Annotated in this window: 17 protein-coding genes and 2 tRNA genes; 4 read left to right on the plus strand and 15 right to left on the minus strand. The window is 71.3% G+C overall.

The features are described from left to right. Positions 1-110: 110 nt before the first annotated feature. From HCC61_RS27460 to HCC61_RS27510, 11 genes are all read right to left on the minus strand, one after another. Complete coding sequence (locus tag HCC61_RS27460) at positions 111-800, minus strand: hypothetical protein (protein WP_206323093.1); 690 nt, start codon at positions 798-800, stop codon at positions 111-113. After that, positions 797-2,695 carry an alpha/beta fold hydrolase gene (locus tag HCC61_RS27465; RefSeq protein ID WP_346777415.1) on the minus strand — a complete coding sequence of 633 codons (1,899 nt, stop codon included), beginning with the start codon at positions 2,693-2,695 and terminating at the stop codon, positions 797-799. Before HCC61_RS27465 ends, HCC61_RS27460 begins: the two co-directional genes overlap by 4 nt. Before the next feature lie 303 nt (positions 2,696-2,998). Further along, a complete protein-coding gene (locus HCC61_RS27470; protein ID WP_169140037.1) occupies positions 2,999-3,178 on the minus strand; it encodes a hypothetical protein in 180 nt (59 codons plus the stop codon). 103 nt (positions 3,179-3,281) lie between these two features. Continuing rightward, positions 3,282-3,455: a hypothetical protein gene (locus HCC61_RS27475; RefSeq protein WP_169140039.1), complete on the minus strand. Its 174-nt coding sequence runs from the start codon at positions 3,453-3,455 to the stop codon at positions 3,282-3,284. 608 nt (positions 3,456-4,063) lie between these two features. Further along, entirely contained in the window at positions 4,064-4,666 is a 603-nt protein-coding gene (locus HCC61_RS27480; RefSeq protein WP_169140150.1) for a response regulator transcription factor, read from the minus strand. 101 nt (positions 4,667-4,767) lie between these two features. Continuing rightward, on the minus strand, positions 4,768-6,213 hold the full coding sequence (locus tag HCC61_RS27485) for a histidine kinase (protein ID WP_346777416.1): 1,446 nt from the start codon (positions 6,211-6,213) through the stop codon (positions 4,768-4,770). A 24-nt stretch (positions 6,214-6,237) separates the two neighbouring features. Beyond that, the gene (locus HCC61_RS27490) at positions 6,238-7,104 is read right to left on the minus strand and encodes an ABC transporter permease (RefSeq protein WP_169140041.1); all 867 of its coding nucleotides are present in this window, start codon (positions 7,102-7,104) and stop codon (positions 6,238-6,240) included. Beyond that, positions 7,101-8,102 (minus strand): ABC transporter ATP-binding protein, encoded by a 1,002-nt coding sequence (locus HCC61_RS27495; protein WP_169140043.1) that lies wholly within the window; start codon positions 8,100-8,102, stop codon positions 7,101-7,103. The genes HCC61_RS27490 and HCC61_RS27495 overlap by 4 nt, the downstream gene beginning before the upstream one ends. Positions 8,103-8,387: 285 nt before the next feature. Continuing rightward, positions 8,388-8,463: transfer RNA gene (locus HCC61_RS27500), tRNA-Gly, on the minus strand. An 80-nt stretch (positions 8,464-8,543) separates the two neighbouring features. Continuing rightward, positions 8,544-8,615 (minus strand) — tRNA-Gly (locus tag HCC61_RS27505). Between the two features lie 140 nt (positions 8,616-8,755). After that, positions 8,756-9,073 (minus strand): Lsr2 family protein, encoded by a 318-nt coding sequence (locus HCC61_RS27510; protein WP_169140045.1) that lies wholly within the window; start codon positions 9,071-9,073, stop codon positions 8,756-8,758. Between the two features lie 382 nt (positions 9,074-9,455). On the opposite strand from HCC61_RS27510, the gene purS reads away from it, so the two are divergent. Genes purS through purL form a run of 3 tightly spaced genes read left to right on the plus strand, consistent with a single transcriptional unit; the run spans position 9,456 to position 12,756 of the window. Further along, complete coding sequence (gene purS, locus HCC61_RS27515; protein ID WP_169140047.1) at positions 9,456-9,731, plus strand: phosphoribosylformylglycinamidine synthase subunit PurS; 276 nt, start codon at positions 9,456-9,458, stop codon at positions 9,729-9,731. Continuing rightward, complete coding sequence (gene purQ / locus HCC61_RS27520; RefSeq protein ID WP_169140049.1) at positions 9,728-10,414, plus strand: phosphoribosylformylglycinamidine synthase subunit PurQ; 687 nt, start codon at positions 9,728-9,730, stop codon at positions 10,412-10,414. The genes purS and purQ overlap by 4 nt, the downstream gene beginning before the upstream one ends. Continuing rightward, on the plus strand, positions 10,411-12,756 hold the full coding sequence (gene purL / locus HCC61_RS27525) for a phosphoribosylformylglycinamidine synthase subunit PurL (RefSeq protein WP_169140051.1): 2,346 nt from the start codon (positions 10,411-10,413) through the stop codon (positions 12,754-12,756). Before purQ ends, purL begins: the two co-directional genes overlap by 4 nt. A 594-nt stretch (positions 12,757-13,350) precedes the next feature. Here the strand turns inward: purL and HCC61_RS27530 are convergent. The 4 genes from HCC61_RS27530 to HCC61_RS27545 all read right to left on the minus strand — a co-directional run bounded on the left by HCC61_RS27530 (position 13,351) and on the right by HCC61_RS27545 (position 18,247). Beyond that, positions 13,351-14,916, minus strand: coding sequence for an alpha-N-arabinofuranosidase (locus HCC61_RS27530; protein ID WP_169140053.1), 1,566 nt, complete (start codon positions 14,914-14,916; stop codon positions 13,351-13,353). Positions 14,917-15,036: 120 nt separating this feature from the next. Continuing rightward, positions 15,037-15,927 carry a carbohydrate ABC transporter permease gene (locus HCC61_RS27535; protein ID WP_169140055.1) on the minus strand — a complete coding sequence of 297 codons (891 nt, stop codon included), beginning with the start codon at positions 15,925-15,927 and terminating at the stop codon, positions 15,037-15,039. Between the two features lie 5 nt (positions 15,928-15,932). Continuing rightward, positions 15,933-16,916, minus strand: coding sequence for a sugar ABC transporter permease (locus HCC61_RS27540; RefSeq protein WP_240969337.1), 984 nt, complete (start codon positions 16,914-16,916; stop codon positions 15,933-15,935). Beyond that, the gene (locus tag HCC61_RS27545) at positions 16,913-18,247 is read right to left on the minus strand and encodes an extracellular solute-binding protein (RefSeq protein WP_169140057.1); all 1,335 of its coding nucleotides are present in this window, start codon (positions 18,245-18,247) and stop codon (positions 16,913-16,915) included. The genes HCC61_RS27540 and HCC61_RS27545 overlap by 4 nt, the downstream gene beginning before the upstream one ends. Before the next feature lie 194 nt (positions 18,248-18,441). Between HCC61_RS27545 and HCC61_RS27550 the strand changes: the two genes are divergently transcribed. After that, positions 18,442-19,449, plus strand: coding sequence for a LacI family DNA-binding transcriptional regulator (locus tag HCC61_RS27550; protein WP_169140059.1), 1,008 nt, complete (start codon positions 18,442-18,444; stop codon positions 19,447-19,449). The last annotated feature ends 167 nt before the right edge of the window (positions 19,450-19,616 follow it).

Here is a 19,616-nt window from a genome sequence, read left to right on the forward strand (position 1 = left end):
CGGAGATGACGATCGAGCCGGTGGACATGTGCATCGACCCCTTCCGGGTTCCGGTCGGTGATTCACCCGCCGCCGCGGCAGCGGAGGCGGACGTGTGGTGCGTGCCTGGATCAGGCCGGTCGTGCGGGGACCTCCCCGCGTGAGTCGTCGCGTATGTGCGAGTCGTAGGAGGGCCGTGCGGAGCCGGGGACGCCGGTCCCGTGGCCGCCCGCCTCGCCGGGCCCGGCCATCGGGGTGTACGGGGAGACGAAGACGATCTCCGGGTCGGTCTCCTCGTAGCCGGTGGCCCGTACGAGCGTGAACTGGAAGCCCTTCACGCCCTCCGCCGCGCCGTCCTCGCGGATGCGGTGGCGCAGATACGCGCAGAGCATCCGGTAGGAGGGCAGCTTCTTCATCCCGCCGAAGCCCTTGTCGAGCTGGGTGGTCAGCTCGGTGACGATGTCGAAGACGGCCTTCTCGGGCCTGCGGCCCGGGAACCAGAGCATCTGCGCCTTCCTGCGGCCGACGATGACCTGCACCATCCGCCAAGAGGACGTCTCCCCTTCGTCGTTCAGCGTCCGGTAGAGGATGTGGTAGTCGTGTTGCGCCGGAGTGGGCGCGAAGAAGCGCCAGTTGGGGAAGAGCGCCGAGAAGATGTCCATCTTCTGCGCCCTGTTGAACAGCGGATTCGGATGCTGCGCCGAGAGCGTGCCCAGCAGCAGGGCGGCCCCTGCGGCCCGGGTGAGACCGCCCGGCCCGGTGAAGGCGCGGGAGAGAGCCCTGGGGATGCTCCCCCTCGCTGCGCTCGGGGTGCTCTTCATCGTGCCTCCTCGGACTGGTTCCCGTCGGTGCGGCTGACCTCGCCGCCCTGCCGTCCCTCCGCCTCGCGGAGGAAGTCCAGGATCCGGCGCCCCACCTCCCCGCCCAGGCGGGCGTCGGTGAGCATCGTGTCGTGGTCGGCCCCTTCGATCACTGAGTTGTGCACGACGCGCCCCTCGCCCCTGTGCGCCGCGCCCAACTCGTTGTGCATCAGCAGCTGTTCGGGATCGCGGTCGACGGTGCGCTGCGCGGACAGCACCAGCGCATGCCCGCCGATCGCGGGCAGGTCCCCGCGGAAGCAGCGGAAGTCGGCCTCCGTGGCGTCCCATTCGCGCATCCCGGCCCGCCACATCCTGCTGTCCGCGTACTGCGCGAAGGCCCGGCTGCGCACCTCCGCGGGCAGGTCCTGCACCCACTTGGGACGTACGAGCGTGGCCCCGAGCCCCGCACGCAGGCTGCGCGTGAACATGTTGAGCCCGTCCTTGAGCCGGTCCGCCGCCTCCTGCTGCTGCTTGGAGCGGGTCAGCTCGTCCGGGTGGGAGCTGTCGAGGTAGATCACGCCCTTTACGCGGTCGCCGAGTTCGGCGGCGGCGCGCCGCGCGATCTCCCCGCCCAGCGAGTGGCCGGCCAGATACACCTCACGGCCGTCGGCCACCGCTCCGCCGACCAGGTCGACCAGATCGTCGACCGACTCCTGGAGGGAGTACGCGCCGCCGCTGCGGCGCCTGCTCGGGCCGTAACCGGCCCGGCTGTAGCTGATGATCCCGTAGTCGCTCTCCTCGACGAGCTTGTCGGTGATCCAGCCGAAGTGCTCCGTCGTGGAGATCATGCCGGTGCCGAAGACCAGCACCGGCGACGTCTCGTCCTCGGACACCCGCTCGTTGTAGTGGAGTTCGTTGCCGTGCCGGGAGGTGAGCACCTTCCCGTGCGGCCACGGGTCGGTGGCCCGCATCCGGCGCATCGCGGCCAGGAAACCCGCAATGGTCGCACCGATGGCGGCCATTGAGGCCGTGGCCTTCAGCATCCGGTCGTCGCGTCCGGCGACCGCCGGGTGGTCCTTGGGCGCGCTGGTGTACGCGACCATCGGGTGCATCGCCTCGAAGGCGGTGACGAACCGGCCGAGGCCCATGAAGTAGCCGTTGGCCACGTGGAAGGCCGCGGCGCTCGCCATGACCGGACGTGCGAGCGCACCGCCCCTTGCGTACGCCACCGGGAAGAGGCACTCCAGGGCGAGCACCCCGTGCGCCAGGTAACGGGCGGGCACCGGGTGGCGGTTGGTCAGCCTGTACATGCCCTCGTGCCCGTACGTACGGGTGCGCATGATGCCGTTGAGCGCGGAGCCGTCACGCCAGGGCTCGCCCAGCAGCTTCACCCAGCCGGAGACCAGGTAGGAGAGGTTGGCCTGGAGCGCCACGTACCACAACAGGGCGTCCTGCACCGCGGGTTGACGTGACATGCGGGCCAGCCCGGCCGCCGTCTGCACGAACGAGGAGACCTGGTCGGAGCCGTCCGTTCCGTAGCGGTGGCGCGGGTAGAGGGCGGCGTTGCTCACCCCGAGGAAGATGTTGGCGGCGCCCCGCCAGCGGGCGTTTCCGGGGGCCAGCAGCGCGGCGCTCGCCGCGATTCGCGCGATGTGCAGGGCCTGCGTGGTCCGCTGATTGCCGACGGCGTCGAGAATTCGCCTGGTCGGCCGCGTCGACGACGCGTGCATCTTCCGCGCGATCGTCCAGTCGTTGAGGCCTCCACGGCGTATCTGCCGCTGGTGGGTGATGTATTCGAGACTCGATGTGAGGGACGTCATCGCCGTCAGCCGCTCCGAAATGGCGAGCGCACGGCTGCGGGAGATCGGTACCGGCCCCAGAAATGTCGAGGTCAGCTTTTTGGCGAGGGATTTCACATCGGACTCCTCGTGCCCGTACCCGAAGGGGGTGGCGGTCTGAATCGCGGTGAATGGCAGGAGTGCTGGCGTGGTGCGGAAATCATTGGTCGCACCGGTCGCGAAGACGAGTGCGGAGAACCGGGAAAGAGTGAGGAAATACCAGGCAGTTGGTCCGGGCCGACTTGAAAGAAACCTTCATCGGTGATGGTGTTACCCGGTCGGCCGGTGTCAGGACCGGCCGACCGGGCGGAGCCCCGAAGTCACCCGGCCGCGCAGAAGGGGGTACCACGTGGCCGTGTGATCAGCGGTTCAGTTGCCTGCTCAGCTGTTGCCCTGCTCGAAGGCGGCAACCGTCGCGGAGGCGATGGCGACGCCGCCGAGGAAGGCGCCGGGGGTGCCCATCACCGGGGTGTAGTCGGTGAAGATGACACCCTCGGCGTCGTCGATCCCGACGGAGGACAGCTCCGCCGTCTCGTTGATGTGCGAGGTCACATCGGTCATGTGCGCACTCCTGTTCTGTCGGCCGCCCGGGACGTCGCCGTCCGCGGGAGGGCAAGTGGTCGACGGCCGGACCGAGTTGACCGGCCGCGTCTGGTGCCGGTGGTCAGCCGACGGCCTTGCCGGCGGCGTAGGCGCCGGTCACCACGGCCGCGCCGCCGACGAAGGCGCCCGCGAGAGCGGGGGTGGCGAGGACGGGAGCCGCCTCCTCGGCGATCTCGCCGGCGTGCTCTTCGTGCAGCTGGTCCTGAATTTTCAGATTCAGCTTCTCTTCCAGCATGTGATTCCTCCGAGCTTTTGAGACATGACTGGCTGTTGCTCGCGAAAGTGGTCGAAGCCAGGAAGCTCGGGTCGGTCACCGGGCCCGTATCCCCCGTCGGTGAGCTTTCGGTCGTCACCGTAAACTTCAGCGAAGCGGGTCGAGCGCACGCTTGCCTCCCCGTTAATGCCCGGGTTCGCTTCCGCAGGGATGAAGATGCCAGCACGTGATGCGCGGCAGAAGAGGAATCCGTGACAGTTTGTTGCAGCGCGATGCGGCAGCTTTATGCCACGCGCGGGGATGGCCTGGACCTATTCGCTACCGGCCAGTGCCTGTTTTCCAGGTTCCCGGTCGCCATGCTCAAGTAAACCTCAATCTTTGGGAATTGGCACAAGGGCCGGGTATCGGATAGGGACAGATATCCGCCTCGCAACGCTTTTCCGGCTTGGTGGCGCAGCCGCTGGATGGTCCCAATTCGACCGTTGTGAGCGGCTGTCGGCGTTGTACGGGCCGTTCGCGGGGTCTCGCGGGGTCGGCGCCGTGCGGTTCGCGGGCCGTCCGTGCTGTGCGTTGGTTCGCGGGGCCGGCCGGTTCGCGGGGCGCCCGACGGTTCAGGGACCGGCCGCGGGTCAGAGCCAGCCGCGTTCCCGGGCCATGCGCGCGGCCGCGTGCCTGTTCTCCGCACCGAGCTTCGCGGTCGCCGCCGAGAGGTAGTTGCGCACGGTCCCGGGGGTGAGCGAGACGCGCTCCGCGATCTCCGCCACGGGCGCACCGTTCGCCGCCAGGTTCAGCAGCTCGGCCTCGCGTGCGGTGAGCGGCGAGTCGCCCGTACTGATCGCGTCGGCCGCCAACTCCGGGTCCACATAACGGGTTCCGGCGTGCACGGCACGGATGATCTCCGCGAGCTGCTGCGCCGACGCCGTCTTGGGCACGAAGCCGCGGACGCCCGCGGCGAGCGCACGCTTGAGATGCCCGGGACGCGCGTGACTGGTCACGATCATCGTCCGGCAGGCGGGCAGTTCGTCGCGCAGCTCCGTCGCGACCTGCACGCCGTCGGCGCCCGGCATCTGAAGGTCGAGCACGGCCACGTCGGGTGCGTGCGCACGGGCCATCGCCACCGCCTCCGGTCCGGACGCGGCCTCCGCGACGACCGTCAGGTCCTCCTCCAGCGCGAGCAGCGCGGCCAGGGCGCCCCGGATCAGATGCTCGTCGTCGGCGAGCAGTACGCGGATGCCGCGGCCCGTGCCGCCACCCGTGCCGCCACTCGCACCACCGCCCGTGCCGCCGGCCGATGCCCGCTCGCCGCCGGGGGCCGGATCGCTGTGCGCGCTGCTCACTCCGCCGTGTCCTTCCCGTCCGTACCACCGGTGGCGCCGGAGCCGGTGCCGGTGCCGGTGCCGTCGCCCGTGCCCAGCGGGACCTCCGCCGTCAGCCGGAACGTACCGCTCCCGCCGCCCGGTTCGGCGCGCAGCGTGCCGCCGACCCCGTCGAGCCGTTCCCGCAGTCCCGCGAGCCCGGAACCGGAGCCCGGCCCGGAACCCACGGCGCCGCCGGAACCGGAACCCGCCCCGGCGCCGGAACCGGAACCCACCCCGGCCCCGGCACCCGGCCCCGCTGCCGAGCCCCAACCTGAGCCCGAGCCCCAACCCGAAGCGCCGCGTGCACCGCCGCCCGCGGCTCCACGCACACCGTCGTTCTCCATGACCAGCAGCGCACTGCCGCCCGCGGAGTCCGTGCCCACCCACACCGTGCACCACGTGGCGTCCGCGTGCCGCAGCACGTTCGTCGCGCCCTCCCGCACGACCCAGCCGAGCGCGGCCTGCACCCGTGCCGGCAGCCGCGAACCTCCGTTGTCCGTACGGCAGTCGACGCCCGCGGCGCGCAGGATGCCGCGCGCGCCCGCGAGTTCGGTGGGAAGGTCCACGTCGCGGTAGCCGCGCACCACCGCCCGCACCTCCGACTGCGACTCCCGCGCGATGTGCTGCACCTGCGTCATCTGCTCGGCCGACGCCTCCGCCGAGGCACCGCGCCGCACCAGCTGTGCCGCGAGTTCGCTCTTCAGCGCGATCGCCGAGAGATTGCGTCCCATCACGTCGTGCAGGTCGCGGCTGAAGCGCAGCCGCTCCTCGGCGACCGCAAGCCGCGCCTGTGCGCCGCGGGCCTCCTGAAGCTCCCTGATCACGGCGATGTACCAGGCGGAGGAGCGCCCGGTGAACACGGAGACGAGCCCGCCGAGGCCCGCCACGACCCCCGCCACCAGCACCCGCGACCCCGGCATGCCCGCCGCGGCGAGCGCACACGGCACGGCGGCGAGATAGCCGCACAGCGCGAGCGCCGCCGTGCGCCGCGGCACCGCCACACCGAAGGTCACCGCGAACGGCGCGAGCGTCCCGTACAGCGCCAGCCCCACGGTCACGCCGCCCTCGACCGCGTCCAGCGCGACCAGCGCCACCGTCAGCGCGGTCATCGCCACGACCGTCGATGCCGGGAGCGCGAGCTGTGCGCCGGTGACGACGCGGGTGCCCAGATAGCTGTCGAGGGCCTGGTGCAGTACGCCCGTACACGACAGGCACTGCACCAGGCCCAGCCCGAGGACCGTCCATGCCAGGGCGGCGGGCAGCGGTCCCGGCGCCACGTTGGGCACGAGCTGCACGAGGAAGCCGGCGAGCATCACCCAGGCGTAGGCGACGAGCATCCACCTCGTCGACGCCTCGACCTGCTCGTGGCTGCTGCGCTCCTGCCAGCGGCGGTACTTCGGGGCCACCCACCCGCCGATCACGTGCCCGTGCTCCTCATCAGCCGTCTACCGCCGCGGCTCCCAGCGGAACCAGCGCCGTACGCCCAGCGCGGCGAGGACGATCCACACCGCCAGGACCACCAGCGCCTTGACGGCTTCCGCTCCGCTCAGGGTGCCCACCCAGCCGTTCCGTACGAGCTCCATCGCGGGCGACACGGGCAGCAGTGAGCACACGTCGGCGAGCGCGTCCGGCATCACGTCCAGCGGCACCACGACGCCGGACCCCACGAAGGAGACAGCCATGAACGGGAACGTGGTGATCTGCGACGCCTCCGTGGTGCGCGTGAGCGCGGCGGACAGCGCCGCCAGCAGCACCATCAGCACCAGGCCCAGCAGCACGCCCGCGACGACGAGTTCGGGCCGCTCGGGCGGAGCGAGGTCGAGCACGGCCGCACCGCCGACGAGCAGCAGCACGCACTGTCCGAGCGCCACGATCAGCGACGGCAGCGCGCCGCCCGCCAGGATCTCGCCGTCGCTCGCCTCACCGGTGCGCAGCCGCTTGAGCACCAGCTCCTCGCGCCGGGTGACATAGATGCCGGTGAGGTTGGCGTAGACGGCGAAGACCAGCACGTAGCCGATCGAGCCCGGGATGAGCACCGTCCCGACCGACAGCCCGGTGCCCTTGAGGTTCATGCCGCTGATCGTCTGGCGCATCAGGACGGTCAGCAGTACGGGGGTGGCGAGCGCGACGAAGAGCATCGCCTTGTTCCGCATCAGCAGCGTCAGCTCGGCGCGTCCCAGCGCGCGCAGGCGCCTGCTCGCCGCCGAAGTGTCCAGCCCGCGGGGCGCCTTGACGCCCGCGCCGCCCGCGGCCCCGCCGCCGGCCCCGGCTTCGGCCGTGCCCTTGGTGCCCGTGGTGCCCGTGGTGCTCATACCCGCTCCACCTCCATCTCGCCGGGAGCCGTCCCGTCCGTATCCCGGGCGGTGCCGCCAGGCCCGCGGCCGTCGCCGGCGTCGCCGTCCTCCTCCTCCGGCCGTTGCGCTATCTCCAGGAAGACCTCTTCGAGGGTCGCGGTGCGGGCGTGCAGCCCCGGCAGCTCGACGCCGGACTCCCGTGCCCACAGCAGCAGATCGGTGAGCGCCTCCTGCAGATGCGGCGTACGGATCTCCACGCGGCCCCCCTCGCGCAGGGCGGCCGCCGGCAGCGACTGCGGAAGGTGCTGCGGTGCGAGACCGTCCGGGAGCGTGAAGCGGATGCTGGACGGGCGCTCGGCGACGACCTGTTCGGGAGTGCCGGCGGTGACGATGCGCCCCGCGCGCATGATGGCCAGCCGGTCGGCCAGCTCCTCGGCCTCCTCCAGGTAGTGCGTGGTCAGCAACACGGTCGTACCCGCCCTGCGCAGCTCACGCACCAACTCCCAGGTGTCCCGGCGCCCTTCGGGGTCCATGCCGGTCGTCGGCTCGTCGAGGAAGAGCACCTCGGGATGGCCGACGAGGGCCATCGCCAGGTCCAGGCGCCGCCGTTCGCCGCCGGAGAGCTGCTTCACGCGTACGCCCGCGCGCCGGTCGGAGAGCCCGACCTGTGCCAGGACCTCGCCGATGGGGCGCGCGTCGCTGGTGCAGCCCGCCCACATTCTTATGGTCTCCGTGACCGTCAACTCGGACGGGAAGCCGCCCTCCTGGAGCATCACGCCGGTGCGGGGCCGCACGGCGCTGCGTTCCGAGAACGGGTCGAAGCCGAGGACCTTCACCTCGCCGCCGCTGGGGCGTGCCAGGCCCTCCAGCAGCTCGACAGTGGAGGTCTTGCCCGCTCCGTTCGTACCCAGCAGCGCGAAGATCTCGCCCTCCCGTACGGAGAACGAGACGCCGCGCACGGCTTCGAAGCCCTTCGTGTATCGCCGTTTGAGTCCCTCGACCTCGATCGCATCCATGTCCTCAGTCTTCCGTGTGTCCCGGCGGTTGCCCGATGCGTGCTGTCACGAGTGCGTATGACGAACCTCATACGCAGGCAAGGAGGCTTGCACACCCGGGGCCCGCGGGGGGAGGCGGTGAATGACGCCGATGACGGGAGAGCGGGAGGAAGGGAGAAGGGCGCCGGGGGTGAAAGGCGGACAAGAGGTGAAGCGGCCCGACCGGAGCGATGCGGTCCGGTGCGGAAAAAGAACGAGCCCCGGTCCGGGGACCGAGGCTCGGCTGTCTCTTCTGCTGTGAATCTCTGGAGCGGACGACGAGGCTCGAACTCGCGACCTCAACCTTGGCAAGGTTGCGCTCTACCAACTGAGCTACGTCCGCGTGCTTTCATCCGGCTCATCACCGAATGACGCGCCCCCACTGTACCTGATCGTTTCCGATGCCGGTCCGGCGGTGACGAGAGCGGGTGACAGGAATCGCACACTGCGCCTCCCCCTTGGAAAGGGGGCGCTCTACTACTGAGCTACACCCGCGCGTTCCGTGAGGTTTCCCTCGCGGCGACGGGCCCGACTCTAGCGGATCAACCGGGGTGCGTGGCAAGTCGGGCCGCCCGGCCCGCGGTACGGACGCCCCCCAGGGGCGGCAGCCGTGCCGCTCGGGCCGGGCGCGGGGGTCAACGGGAGGCGTTGAACGCGTCGTAGACCTTCTTCGGGATGCGCCCGCGTGCGGGCACCTCGAAGCCGTTGGACTCGGCCCAGGCACGCACCGCGCGGGGGTCGGGGGCGACCGAGGTGCGGTGGTAGGCCTTGCCCGACTTGGCGCGCTTCCGGCCTGCTTCGACGAAGCGGGCCAGATCCTCGCGCAGCTTCTTCGCGTTCTCGATGTTGAGGTCGACCTCGTACGACTTCCCGTCGAGCCCGAAGGAGACCGTTTCCGCTGCCTCTCCGCCCTCGAGGTCGTCGGAGAGGGTGACCACTACACGTTGTGCCACGGATATCGGACCTTCCATCAGGATCGCGAATTGGATCACTGGATTCTCCGTGCTGACATGGGAAGACCATGAGGGAGACCCGGGTGATCCACGGGATTGGGGCTGGGGCTTTTTCTTTTGTACAGCGGAGGGCTTTGCAATGTGAAGCGAGAGTATTTCGGCTCGCGTGTCAGACCGCAATCGGGACCATACTTTTTTCACGGCATTTTTCCCAGAGGTGCGGGGCGACTACGTGGCGGAGGAGCCCGGAGGAAAGCGTGTGCGGTGTGCGGGCACCGATATCCACGCGCGTAGATTTCCGGGGCCGGTAGGGTGGCGAACGCGTTGCTTCGCTGGCAGCACGCACTGTCGCTCAGCTTCACCACCATCACCGGGAGTACCTGTGGCTCGCGTCGTAGTCGACGTCATGCTGAAGCCGGAGATCCTCGATCCGCAGGGACAGGCGGTGCAGCGCGCACTGCCCCGTCTCGGCTTCGAGGGCATCGAGGGCGTACGCCAGGGCAAGCGCTTCGAGTTGGAGGTGGCGGAGCCCGTCACCGACGGGGCGCTGGCCCGTATTCACGAACTCGCGGAGAAGTTCCTCGCGAACACCGTGATCGAGAACTTCACCGTGCGCGTCGAGGAGTCCGCGGAGCGCGGAGCGGGAGCCGCCGCGTGACCGGCGGTATCGGACGTATCGGGGTCGTCACCTTCCCCGGGTCGCTCGACGAGCGCGATGCGCGCCGTGCCGTGCGGCTCGCGGGCGGCGAGCCCGTGGAGCTGTGGCACCGCGACAGGGACCTGCACCAGGTCGACGCGGTCGTGCTGCCGGGCGGCTTCTCCTACGGCGACTATCTGCGCTGCGGCGCCATCGCCCGCTTCTCGCCCGTCATGGAGCCGCTGCTGGAGCAGGCGCGCGCGGGCATGCCCGTGCTCGGCATCTGCAACGGCTTCCAGGTGCTGTGCGAGTCCCATCTGCTGCCCGGCGCCCTGACCCGCAACGACCACCTGCACTTCGTCTGCCGTGACCAGCGGCTGCGCGTGGAGCGCGCCGACACCGCCTGGACGGGCGACTACGAGGCCGGGCAGGAGATCACCGTCCCGCTGAAGAACGGCGAGGGCGGCTACGTCGCGGACGAGCGCACCCTCGACGAGCTGGAGGACGCGGGCCGCGTCGTCTTCCGGTACGCGGGCGGCAACCCCAACGGCTCCCGGCGCGACATCGCCGGCATCTCCAACGAGGCCGGGAACGTGGTCGGCCTCATGCCGCACCCCGAGCACGCCGTCGAGACCCTCACCGGGCCGACGACCGACGGGCTGGGCTTCTTCACCTCGGTACTCAAGAGGCTGGTCACCGCATGACTCCGTCAACGCAGTCCGCACGGTCCTCGCGGTCCGAGCCGCGCACGGCGGCCGAAGCGCGCACGGCGTCCGCGCCGCGTACGGCCCTCGACACCGTCGAGCACGCGGCGGGCACCCCCGACGCCGAGCAGCCGTGGGCCGAACTCGGCCTCAAACAGGACGAGTACGAGCGCATCCGCGAGATCCTCGGCCGCCGCCCCACGGGCGCCGAGCTGGCCATGTACTCGGTGATGTGGTCGGAGCACTGCTCGTACAAGTCCAGCAAGGTGCATCTGAAGCAGTTCGGGGAGAAGGCCCCCGAGAGCGACGCGCTGCTCGTCGGCATCGGCGAGAACGCCGGCGTCGTCGACATCGGCCAGGACTACGCCGTCACCTTCAAGGTCGAGTCGCACAACCACCCCAGCTATGTCGAGCCCTACCAGGGAGCGGCCACCGGCATCGGCGGAATCGTCCGCGACATCCTCGCCATGGGCGCGCGGCCCGTCGCCGTGATGGACCCGCTGCGCTTCGGCGCGGCCGAACACCCCGACACCAGGCGGGTGCTGCCCGGAGTCGTCGCCGGCGTCGGCGGCTACGGCAACTGCCTGGGCCTCCCCAACATCGGCGGCGAGACCGTCTTCGACGCCTGCTATCAGGGAAACCCTCTGGTCAACGCCCTGTGCGTCGGCGTGATGAAGCACGAGGACATCCATCTCGCGCAGGCCTCGGGCACCGGCAACAAGGTCATCCTCTACGGGGCCCGCACGGGCGGCGACGGCATCGGCGGCGTATCGGTGCTGGCGTCCGAGACGTTCGAGGAGACCGACCCCGAGAAGGGCCCCGCCAAGCGGCCCGCGGTCCAGGTCGGCGACCCGTTCCAGGAGAAGCTGCTCATCGAGTGCACCCTGGAGATCTTCAAGGAGAGGCTGGTCGCGGGCATCCAGGACCTGGGCGGCGCCGGGCTGTCCTGTGCGACGTCCGAGCTGGCGAGCGCGGGCAGCGGCGGCATGCGCGTCGAGCTGGACACCGTGCCGCTGCGCGACTCCTCGCTCTCTCCCGAGGAGATCCTGATGAGCGAGTCGCAGGAGCGGATGTGCGCCGTCGTCGAGCCCGGCAAGGTGGAGCGCTTCCTGGAGATCTGCGAGAAGTGGGACGTCATCGCCACGGTCATCGGCGAGGTGACCGAGGGCGACCGCCTGGAGATCCACTGGCACGGCGAGCAGATCGTCGACGTACCGCCGCGGACGGTGGCGCACGAGGGCCCGGTCTACCGGCGTCCGTACGAACGCCCCTCCTGGCAGGACGAGTTGCAGGCCGACGACGCCGCGGCGCTGCCGCGTCCCGGCACGGGAGAGGAGCTGCGCGCCGCCGTGCTGGCGCTGCTCGCCTCGCCGAACCAGGCGGCGAAGTCCTGGATCACCGATCAGTACGACCGCTACGTGCTGGGCGACACGGTGCTGGCACAGCCCGAGGACGGCGGGATGATCCGCGTCGACGACGAGACGGGACTCGGCGTCGCCGTCGCCACGGACGGCAACGGCCGCTACGCCAAGCTCGACCCGTACGCGGGCGCGCAGCTCGCGCTGGCCGAGTCGTACCGCAACGTAGCGGCGACCGGCGCGCGTCCGCTCGCGGTCACCGACTGCCTCAACTTCGGCTCGCCCGAGGACACTTCGGCGATGTGGCAGTTCGCCGAGGCGTGCCGGGGGCTCGCCGACGCCTGCCGCGAACTGGGCACGCCGGTCACGGGCGGCAACGTCTCCCTCTACAACCAGACCGGCGACGCGGCGATCCACCCCACACCGGTCGTGGGCGTGCTCGGCGTCATCGACGACGTCGCCCGGCGCACGCCGATCGCCTTCGCGGAAGAGGGGCAACTGCTCTATCTGCTGGGCGATACGCGCGAGGAGCTGGGCGGCTCGGCCTGGTCGCAGGTCGCACACGGGCACCTGGGCGGGCTGCCGCCGGCAGTCGACCTGGAACGGGAACGCCTGCTCGGGGACATCCTGATCGCGGCCTCACGCGACGGGATGATCGACGCCGCCCACGACCTGAGCGACGGCGGCCTGATCCAGGCCCTCGCGGAGTCCTGCCTCAAGGGCGGCAGGGGAGCGCGGGTGGTCGTGCCGGACGGGCTGTCGCCGTTCGTCTTCCTCTTCTCGGAGTCGCAGGGCCGCGCGCTGGTCGCGGTCCCCCGGAGCGAGGAGGTCCGCTTCAACGACATGTGCGGCGCGCGGGGCCTCCCGGCGGCCAGGATCGGCGTCGTGGACGGCGAGGACATCGAGATCCAGGGCCAGTTCGGCATCTCCCTGCGGGAACTGCGCGAGGCACACGAGGGGACCCTGCCGGGACTCTTCGGCTGACGTCGGGCTCGGCGCCGGGGCCGCGCGACCGGGCCGCAGTTCGGCTGCGCCTCCGGCGCGATGCCGGCTGCGCCTCCGGCGCGCGGGTGCGGGCCGAAGACGGTGGGCAGCGCCCCGCGTTGGGGCCCGTGCCCGGCGGGCGGCCGGGTCGGCGGGTGCCGCGTGGAGGGCGCGGTAGCCGGTGGCGGGCCGGTCCCGCGCGGTCGATGTGCCGACCCGAGGTGGCCTGCTGGGGCCGCTTGCCGCGCAATGGGCTCGGGCGGCGGAGGCTCGGCCGGTCTTCGTCGTTGGGCGTCTCGCCGTGGCGCGTGCGGCGCCCGCGCCGAGCCGCGCGGCCCTGCGGGCTTTCCCGCGGAGCGGGGTGGGCAGCGCCCCGCGTTGGGCCCGTGCCCGTCGGGCGGCCGGTCTTCGTCGTCGGGCGTCTCGCCATGGCGCGTGCGCCGAGCCGTGTGGCCCTGCGGGCTTTCCCGCGGAGCGGGGAGGGCGCGTTGGGGCCCGTGCCCGCCGGGCGGCGGGGTCGGCGGGTGCCGCGTGGAGGGCGCGGGAGCCGGTGCCGGGCCCGCGCCCGCCGTGTGCCGGGGCGGCGCGAACCGGTCAGGCTTCCGGCGCCAGCCGGATCACGTTCCACGAGACCGGCGGGAGGACCGCCTCCAGTTCGTGTTCGGCGTTGACGGACGTCGCGGTGACGGGGCGCGGGACGACTCGTTCCGGTTCGGTCTGCGTGTTCGCCGCGTCCGGGTCGTCGTCGGCGATCAGCAGGTGCTCCACGACCCGGTAGCGCTTTCCGAGTCCGCGGAGCGCCGCCCGAAGCCCGAGCCCCTGCTCCTGGTCGCGGTTGACGGCGAGGACCGTGAGCAGGCCGGTCTCCGGATCCAGCGTGCCGACCGTGTCGAGGGCGGGCACCGGACCGTACTTCTCCGTCTCGATCACCGGCCCCGAGACGTCCGTACGGAGAACCGTGCCGCGCGCGTGCCGGGCCGTGAGCGCGAAGGGGTGGAAGGTGGTCTGCCGCCAGCTGGGGCCGTCCGGTTCGCTGCGGATCGGGCCGATGACGTTGACGAGCTGTGCGAGGCAGGCGACGGCGACGCGGTCCGCGTGGCGCAGCAGCGTGATCAGCAGGGAGCCGACGACGGCGGCGTCCGTGACGCTGTACGTGTCCTCGATCAGCCGCGGCCGCTCCTCCAGCGGCAGTGCGCGCTCGCCGGGGAAACGCGACTGGTACCAGACGTTCCACTCGTCGAAGGAGAGCAGCATCCGCTTCCGCGAGCGGCGCACGGCCCGTACGTGGTCGGCCGTGGAGACGATGTCCGAGATGTAGGCGTCCATCTGGGCGCCGCTCGCGAGGAAGCTGGCACGGTCGCCGCCGGTCTCCTCGTAGTAGGCGTGCAGGGACAGGTAGTCGACCTCGTCGTACGTCTCGTGCAGGACCTGCCGTTCCCATTCGCCGAAGGTCGGCATCCCCGCGTTCGAACTGCCGCACACGACAAGCTCGATGGACGGGTCGACCTGGTGCATGGCCTTGCCGGCGGTGGCCGCGAGGCGCCCGTACTCCGTCGCCGTCTTGTGGCCGGTCTGCCAGGGCCCGTCCATCTCGTTGCCCAGGCACCAGAGCTTCACGCCGTGCGGGTCGCGGGTGCCGTTCTTGACGCGCATGTCCGACCAGGCGGTGCCGCCGGGGATGTTGCAGTACTCGACGAGGGCGCGGGCGGCGTCGATGCCGCGGGTGCCGAGGTTGACGGCCATCATCGGCTCGACGCCCTGGCGGCGGGCCCAGCCGAGGAACTCGTCGGTGCCGACCTGGTTCGACTCGATGCTGCGCCAGGCGAGATCGAGGCGGCGGGGCCGGTCGGCGGCGGGTCCGACGCCGTCCTCCCAGTGGTAGCCGGAGACGAAGTTGCCGCCGGGGTAGCGGACGAGGGGCGTGCCCAACTCCCGTACGAGGCCGGAGACGTCGCCGCGGAAGCCGTGCTCGTCCGCGGTGTCGTGGCCCGGCTCGTAGATGCCCGTGTAGACGCAGCGGCCCATGTGCTCGACGAACGTCCCGTACAGGCGGGGGTCGACGGTGCCGAGGGTGAAGCCGGGGTCGATGGTGATGCGGGCCGTGCGGGCAGGCCGCCCGGGCTGGTCGGACTGGCCGGGCCGGTCGGGCTGATCGGTCATGCGGTGGGTGCCCCTCTCGCTGCTGTCACTGGTCCGGCTCGCTGCTGTCACTGGTCCGGGCCGGTCCTGCTGAACCGGCGGCGGTGCTCTCGGCGGCCTGCCGCCGTCGCTCGCGGCCCGTCACTTCAGGCCCGTGCCGGCGATCCCCTCGACGATCCGGCGCTGGAAGAAGAGGAAGACGGTGAGCAGCGGCAGGGCGCCCAGCACGGCCGAAGCCATCAACTGCGCCTGCGGCAGCCCGAACGCGTCCTGTACGGAGTTCAGGCCTACGGGCAGCGTCATCATCTGCGGGTCCGTCACGGCAAGCAGCGGCCAGAGGAAGTTGTTCCAGGACCACACGAAGACGAAGATCGTCACCGCGGAGATGGCGGGACGGGACAGCGGCATCACGATCTGCCAGTAGATCCGCAGCCAGCTCGCGCCGTCCGCCCGCGCCGCGTCCGTCAGCTCGACCGGGATGCCGTCGAAGAACTGCTTGAAGACGAAGACGGAGACGACGTTGGGCACTTGCGGAAGGATCACCGCCCAGTACGTGTTGAGCATCCCCGTCGCCTGCAACGTCAGGAACTGCGGGATCATCAGCAGCTGCGGCGGGATCATGACCCCCGCGAGGACGACCAGGAACACCGGCCGCCGGTGGCGGAACCTCAGCCGGGACAGCGCGAAGGCCGCCAGCGACGTGGTGCACACCGCGAGCAGCGTCGTCAGCGAGGACGTGATGAGGCTGTTGACGTACCAGTACTGGATGCGGCCCGCCGAGAGGAGCTCCCGGTACGAGGAGAGCGTCGGCTCGTCCGCGACCCACGACGTCGGATTCGTGGCGACGTCGTTGGGCGGACGCAGCGACGTGGCGACGGCCCAGGCGATGGGCACCAGCCAGAGGAGCGCCAGGGCGATCAGCACGCCGAGCGTCACGCGGTTGAACAGCCGCTCGGAGTCGGCGTGGTGGCGGGGCGCGGAGGCCGCGGGGGCCTCCGCGGCGCGCGGTGCGGCGGGGGTGAGGGTGGCCACCGTGCTCAGCCCTCCTTCTCGGTGCGCCGGATCAGCGCGAACCAGACGAGCGAGATCAGCAGGATGACGACGAAGAGCAGCAGCGAGACCGTCGAGGCGTAGCCCGCGCGGCCGTCGGTGAAGCCGGTCTGGAAGATGTACAGCAGCGAGGGCCGGGTGGCGTCGTCGGGGCCGCCGTTGGTCATCATGTAGATCTGGTCGAACACCTTGAGCGACGCGACGAGTTGGAGCACGGCGACCAGCGTGGTGGCACGCCCCAGCATCGGCACGACCACCAGCCGCAGCCGCTGCCAGGGCCCCGCTCCGTCGATCGCTGCGGCCTCGTGCACGTCGCGCGGTATCTCCTGCAAGGCGGCCAGATAGATCACGAAGTTGAAGCCGACCGTCCACCACACGGTCGCGGCGGCGATCGAGATCATCGCCCAGTCCGGCGAGCCCAGCCAGGACGGCGGCGCGTGCACGCCGAACCACTTGACCACGGCCTGTGCCAGCCCGATCTGGTCCGCGTAGATCCACATGAAGAGCAGCGAGATCACCGAGGAGGGCAGCATGAACGGCGCGAAGAACGCCAGCCGGAAGAACCACTTGCCGCGGGAGAAGCGGTCGGTCATCAGGGCCAGCGTCAGCGACAGCACTATCAGCGGCACCGTCGTGAGCACGGTGAACCAGAGCGTGTGGCCGAGGCTGGACCAGAACTCCCCGGAGGAGAGCGCCTCCGCGTAGTTTGCCGTACCGACCCACTCGCCCGGACCGTCCTTGACGAGGCTGTCGTTGAAGAGGCCCGCGATCGCGGTGTAGAGGAGCGGGCCCAGCAGGAAGACCACGTAGAAGGCGCCGAAGGGGAGCAGCATCCCGGCCGCCGTCCAGCGCCCGGCCGCGTGCCGTGCCTGCCCTGCCCGCCCCGCCTGTCCGGTCGCGCGCCCGGTCCCGTGCCCGGCCGCGGACGCGCCCGTACCACCGCCGAGGTGGACGCTCGTGCTCGCGCTCATACCGGTGCCTCCGTCCTTGCCAGGTCCTTCACGGCCGCGAGCATGCGCGCGGCACCGGGGCCGGGGCGGGTGTGGCCGCCCACGACGGAGGCGACGACGTCCCCGAAGCGCCGGTAGAGGTTGCTGTCGGCGCCGGAGTACCAGGCCGCCGGGTCGTACGCCGCGCCGTCCGCCGCCGCCGTGTAGTGCGCCTGCGGTTCCAGCCGGTGGTACGCGCCGGAGCGTGCCGTGGGCTGCCATGCGGGTATGTGGCCGCCCTTGGCCCAGTCGAGGCTGGCGTCGAGCATGGAGCGGGTGAACTCCAGCGCCTTGTCCGCCCGTTGGGCCTTCTCGGACGGGGCGTTCGGCAGGATGAAGGCATGCGAGTCGGCGGCGCACGCGTACGGCGCGTCCCGGAAGATCCGCGGGAAGGTGCGCATGTCGAACTTGTCCTTCACCGCGCCCTGCACGGCCAGCAGTTGCCACTCCCCGTCCATCAGGAAGCCCGCCTTGCCGGAGGTGAGCAGAGTGATCGCGCCGCCGTCCCCGTCCGCGCCGGGCGGGATCAGCTTCGCCGCCGCCATCCGCCGGATGTAGGCGAGCGCCTCCTCGGCCGCGCCCACGTCCATGACCACTTTCCGTCCGCTGTCGGTGACGAGGTCGGCGCCGAGCTGCCGGTAGAGCGACCAGAAGAGCCGCCAGCAGGTCGCGGGGTCCTTGACGGTGGCGATCGAGCCGCCCCACACGCCGGTGACCTCCTTCGCGGCCCGCAGCGCGTCGAGGAACTCGTCGGGCCCGTCGACGTCCGTCAACTGCCCCTTGTCGTCGAGCAGTCCGGCCTTCTTCGCCACGTCGGTGCGGTAGTAGAGCACGAAGGGGTGGGTGTCCAGCGGCAGCGCGTAGAGCCTGCCCTCGTGGTGCGCCGAGTTGAAGGCGCCCTTGGTGAACCGGCCCGCGGTCAGGCCGTGTTCGTCCAGCTCGGAGCCGGATATCTCGCGCAGCAGCCCGGAGGCGGCGAGCGTCGGCAGCCTGGAGACGTGGGTGATCGCCACCTGCGGCGGCCGGTCGCCGAGCGTCGCCAGCGTGAGCTTGGTGTAGTACGGGGCGCCCCAGACCAGCGTCGTCGACTTCAGGTCGGTGTCCGGGTTCTCCTTGCGGTATGCGCTCTGCATCGTCACGAGCTGCGCGCCGTCGCCCCCGGTGAACGGATGCCAGAAGTTGAGCAGCGACGGCGGTCCCGCGGAGCCGGTGAAGGCCTGGCCGACCGGACTGCTGCACCCGCCGAGCGCCCCCGCGGCCGTGAGGGAGCCGACGGCGCCGAGGAATCTCCGCCTGCCATGCACAGGCACCACGTCCGTTCGTTCAACGTTGGAAGCCACGGGTCCCAGAGGCGCGGACGGCCGTTGGGCCGCCCCGCTAAGCTCGCGGGAATCGCGTTTCCAACGTTGTACTCAGGGCGTAATGTGACGTCAACACATCGGACGGCCCTTTGTCCGTCCGGGGGCGACCAGGACGACCGGACGACCGAGCGGGGGCGAGACGACGGATGGCCGGCACGAGGCTCAAGGACGTGGCGGAGCGTGCGGGCGTCTCCATCAAGACCGTCTCCAACGTCGTGCGCGGCAACGTACGGGTCGCGGAGCCCACCCGCCGCCGCGTCCTCAGCGCCATCGACGAACTCGACTACCGCCCCAACGCCTCCGCCCGCCACCTGCGCACCGGCCGCAGCGGCGTCATCGCCCTCGCCGTCCCCGAGCTGGTCCAGCCGTACTTCGCGGAGCTGGCCACCGCCGTCATCGACGCCGCACGCGAGCACGACGTCTCCGTGCTCATCGAGGACACCCGCGGCGACCCGGCGGCTGAACTGCGCGTCGCCTGCGGCCTGTCCGACCCGCTGATCGACGGCGTGCTGCTCTCACCGCAGCGCCTCGACCAGTCCACCCTGGTCCGCCGCGAGCGCCGAGTCCCCCTCGTGCTGCTCGGCGAGCGCGACTACGAGGTGCCCGCCGACCACGTGCTGATCGACAACGTACGAGCCGCACAGGAGGCCACGGCCCATCTCCTCGGGCGCGGGCGCAGCCGGATCGCCGCCGTCGGCTTCCAGTCCGACCCGAACCACACGACCTCCCACCAGCGCGCACGCGGCTATCTCGCGGCACTGGAGGCGGCCGGTCTGCCGCACCGGCCCGAACTCACCCCGCTCGTCCCGGCGTTCACCCGCGGCGACGGCATGACCGCCATGCGCGCGCTGCTCGCGCTCGCCGAACCGCCGGACGCGGTCTTCTGCTTCTCCGACCTGCTCGCCTCCGGGGTCGTACGGGCGGTGTACGACGCGGGCCGCACCGTGCCCGGCGACATCGCGGTCGTCGGCTTCGACGACATCGAGGAGACGCGGTACGGCGTGCCCTCCCTCAGCACCGTTGCGCCCGACAAGCGGGAGGTCGCCCGGCTCGCGGTGGAGGCCCTGCTCGCACGGATCGCGGGCGACCCCGAGGCGCCGCACACGACGCTGCACGCCGCGCACCGGCTGGTGGCGCGGGAGAGCACGGCGTGAGGCGGCGGGCGTGAGCGAGGGCCGAGATCGAAGGCTGGGCCCGCCGGAGCCGGAGCCGGAGCCGGAGCCGGAGCCGGAGCCCGAGGCCGGGCCCGGCCCGGTCGTGCGCGCGTGCCCGGTCGTGCGCGCGTGCCCGGTGGCGGACATCGTGCTCCGTACCGCGGGAC

Source organism: Streptomyces sp. HNM0575, from assembly GCF_012726265.1.
GTDB lineage: Bacteria > Actinomycetota > Actinomycetes > Streptomycetales > Streptomycetaceae > Streptomyces.